The sequence below is a fragment of the Streptomyces sparsus genome, assembly GCF_054776295.1.
Genome location: NZ_BAAHCA010000656.1, coordinates 1 through 2,788, shown reverse-complemented (window position 1 = coordinate 2,788; position 2,788 = coordinate 1). Strand labels below are relative to the sequence as shown.

General features: G+C 71.4%; 2 protein-coding genes and 1 pseudogene. 2 read left to right on the top strand and 1 reads right to left on the bottom strand.

Annotation, left to right across the window (positions count from 1 at the left end):
* The first annotated feature begins 184 nt into the window (after positions 1-184).
* Positions 185-1,405, top strand: coding sequence for a S8 family peptidase (locus ACYVE9_RS21745; protein WP_461029574.1), 1,221 nt, complete (start codon positions 185-187; stop codon positions 1,403-1,405).
* A gap of 340 nt (positions 1,406-1,745) precedes the next feature.
* Here the strand turns inward: ACYVE9_RS21745 and ACYVE9_RS21740 are convergent, their stop codons facing one another.
* On the bottom strand, positions 1,746-2,393 hold the full coding sequence (locus ACYVE9_RS21740; RefSeq protein ID WP_461029573.1) for a TetR family transcriptional regulator: 648 nt from the start codon (positions 2,391-2,393) through the stop codon (positions 1,746-1,748).
* 171 nt (positions 2,394-2,564) lie between these two features.
* Here ACYVE9_RS21740 and ACYVE9_RS21735 point away from each other — a divergent pair.
* Positions 2,565-2,788, top strand: a pseudogene (locus ACYVE9_RS21735) (hypothetical protein); the annotation flags it as partial.

Below are 2,788 nucleotides of genomic sequence, written 5' to 3'. Positions count from 1 at the left end.
CACCCACGCGGCCGGGCGCCCCCGCGACCGCGGCGCCGGGCTTCCCGCCGCCCACGCGCGGATCGCGCGTCCCCCTCGTGCCGGGCGGGCATCTTGGTGTCCCTGGCACTGCTGTGCCTCCTGAGCAGTCACCGGTCCGCTAGAACCGGTACTTTGCGCGCACTTCTGGGAGGGGCACGGCCGCATGAAGAGAACGGCACGCATACGCACCGCACTGGGCGCGGGGCTCGCGGCTCTTGCCGTCATGGGTACGACGTTGGCCACTGCGAACGCCGCCGAACCCGGGGCGACCGGCGAGATCCGGGGCGCCGGCATCGGCAGGAGCATCAGCGGTGAGTACATCGTCGTCCTCAAGGACACTGCCGGCAAAGCCGGTTCGGGCAACCGGGAACGCCGGCTGCGCGACCGGGTGAGCAGTCTGACCGGACGGCACGGTGGTGCCGTCGAACGGACGTACACGACGGCGCTGGAGGGCTTCTCGGTGAAGGCCTCGGCGCGGCAGGCCCGTCGGCTGGCCGCGGACCCGGCGGTCGCCTACGTCGAGCCGAACCGCGTGGAGACCGGCGACGACACGCAGACCGACCCGGTGTGGGGGCTGGACCGGATCGACCAGCGCGACCTGCCGCTGAACCAGAGCTACGCCTACGCCGGTACGGCGGCGAACGTCACCGCCTACGTGGTCGACTCCGGAGTGCGCATCGGACACAGCGAGTTCGGCGGCCGGGCCCGCTACGGCTACAACTTCGTCGACGGCAACACCACGGCCAGCGACTGCCACGGCCACGGCACACACACCGCCGGCACGGTCGGCGGAGCGACCTACGGTGTCGCCAAGGGCGTGAAGATCGTCGCGGTGAAGGTGCTCAACTGCAACAACAGCGGTACCACCGCCAACGTGCTGGCCGGCTACGACTGGGTGGCGAAGAACGCGGTGAAGCCGGCGGTGGCCAACGTCAGCATCGGTGGCAGCGCGAGCGACGCCAAGGACGAGGCGGTGCGCCGCATGGTCGAGGCCGGGGTGACCGTCGCCGTCTCGGCGGGCAACAAGGCGACCGACGCGTGCACCCAGTCGCCCGCACGCGAGCCGAAGGTGATCACGGTCGCCTCCACGGCCAGTGACGACACCCGCTCCAGCTTCTCCAACTACGGCAGTTGTGTGGACCTGTTCGCGCCCGGCACGTCGGTCGTCTCGGCCTCGCACGCCAGCGACACCGGCAGCGCGACCAAGAGCGGCACGTCCATGTCCGCGCCGCACGTCACCGGGGCCGCCGCGCTGTACGTGTCGGCCAACCCGACCGCCACCCCGGCAGCCGTCACCGAGGCGCTGCTGGACCGCACCACCGGCGGCAAGGTCACCTCACCCGGTACCGGTTCGCCGAACAAGCTGCTGTTCAGCGGGCCCTGACGCCGCTGCCTCCGGTCCGGGCGCGCGGGCGCGCAGGCATCGCGCGTCCGGGCCGGATGGCAGTACGCACCCTTGGCCCACGACGGGCACGGGCGGGAAGGCCGTCCGCCGCACGGCAGGGCGGAGCGGCCGGGCTCTTCCGGCGAATCGGTGGGTCGCCTGACGGCGTGGTCGGCAGGGGGAGTCGGCGTCGCGGCGTGGGCCGCGCGTGAGTGCTGCCGCCGGGAGGGGAACGCCCCCGGTGGGGTGGCGAGCTGTACGGAGCGGGCGGCGCGGAGCGGCCGGTGACAGGTCCGGCCGGTGTGCGCGGCGGTCAGCGCCGCAGACGTGCCGGACGGTCCTAGCGGGTCGGCTTGCGCCCGGTGACGCCCAGGTGGACGAGCAGGGTGAGGCTCGGCTTCAGCTGGGCCTGCTTGACGCCCCAGCTCTGGAAGCCCTTCTGGTGGCCGGCGACGGAGGCCAGCATGGTGACGAGGGAACCGGCGAGGGCGGCGGCGCTGACGTCCTTGTCCACGCGGCCCTTCTCCTGAAGCCCCTCGATCACCTCGGTCAGCGACGTCGTGACGGACGTGAGGATCTTCATCCGGATCTTGTAGAAACGTTTGTCCCCTTCGGCGGCACCGAGGTCCACCACCCGCAGGATGGCGTCGTGGCGGCGCCAGAACGTCAGGAAGCCGTCCACCAGTTCCTCGGCCGTCTGCGCGCCCGCCTTGCCGGCCCACGAACGGCCGGCGACCAGGTTGTTGAGCGCCGAACCCTCCTTCGCCATCGACTCGGCGAGCTCCAGCACCGCTCCCTCCACGTCGGGGAAGTACTGGTAGAAGGTCGCCGGAGAGGTACCCGCCTTACGGGCGACGTCGATCACCTTGACGTCGCGGTAGGGCGATGAGCTGAGCATGTCGCTGAGGCAGTCGAGCAGCTTCTGACGCGTTGCCTGCCCGCGCCGTCCGGCCACCCGGCCGTCAACAGTTCGAACGTGTCCTGTCATGTCGTCAGCTTACCGACGGGTGATCGACGCGCGATCTGACCGCATGCAAATGGGTTTCTCCCTCTGCGGGGCGCTGTCCGGCGGACTAGCGTTCCTCCTGTACACGGCACGAAACTGTAGGAACCATGGGATATCCGACGGGCTGTGGCCCGGTAGGAAAGGACCGCGCGCATGGCTGAGCACGCCGAGGGTGCGCCCTGCTGGGCCGACGCCACCCTGCCCGATCTGGCCGCCGGGCGGCGCTTCTACGGCGAGCTGTTCGGGTGGACCTTCCCGGAGTACGCACCCGAGACCACCGCCGAGGACGACACCGGGCCCGCAGGCGCGGACGCGGACGCGGACGCGGACGACGCCGACGCCGCGGCCGGAGGCGAAGCGGACGCCGACGCCGAGTC

What these genes read in the sequence shown, in the direction of transcription:
- ACYVE9_RS21745 (WP_461029574.1), top strand. Translation starts at nt 185, where the DNA reads ATGAAGAGAACGGCACGCATACGCACCGCACTGGGCGCGGGGCTCGCG.
- ACYVE9_RS21740 (WP_461029573.1), bottom strand. Translation starts at nt 2,393, where the DNA reads ATGACAGGACACGTTCGAACTGTTGACGGCCGGGTGGCCGGACGGCGC.